This is a genomic window from Stenotrophomonas sp. Steno-C15 (genome assembly GCF_056393265.1).
On the sequence record NZ_JBWJPF010000055.1, the window covers coordinates 1 to 377 of the forward strand.

Annotated in this window: 1 protein-coding gene; it reads left to right on the forward strand. The window is 66.3% G+C overall.

Features of this window, described 5'->3' with window-relative positions:
• Nucleotides 1-377, forward strand: a 377-nt coding sequence (locus tag AC06FB_RS18860; protein WP_478053986.1) for a methyl-accepting chemotaxis protein, incomplete at both ends; no start/stop codon positions are given.

The window sequence follows — 377 nt, forward strand, 5'->3', positions numbered from 1 at the left end:
CGGCGAAGTGGTCGGCCAGGTGGTCACCACCATGTCCGCCATCGAAGCCTCCTCGAAGAAGATTGCCGAGATCATCAGCGTCATCGACGGCATCGCCTTCCAGACCAACATCCTGGCCCTCAACGCCGCGGTCGAGGCCGCCCGTGCCGGTGAACAGGGCCGCGGCTTTGCGGTGGTCGCCAGCGAAGTACGCACCCTCGCCCAGCGTTCGGCCGCTGCCGCCAAGGAGATCAAGGGCCTGATCGATGACTCGGTGGGCAAGGTCGCCGATGGTTCTGCGCTGGTGCACAAGGCCGGCGCCACCATGGGCGAGATCGTTGCCTCGGTGCAGCGCGTGACCGACATCATGGCCGAGATTTCCGCGGCCTCGCAGGAAC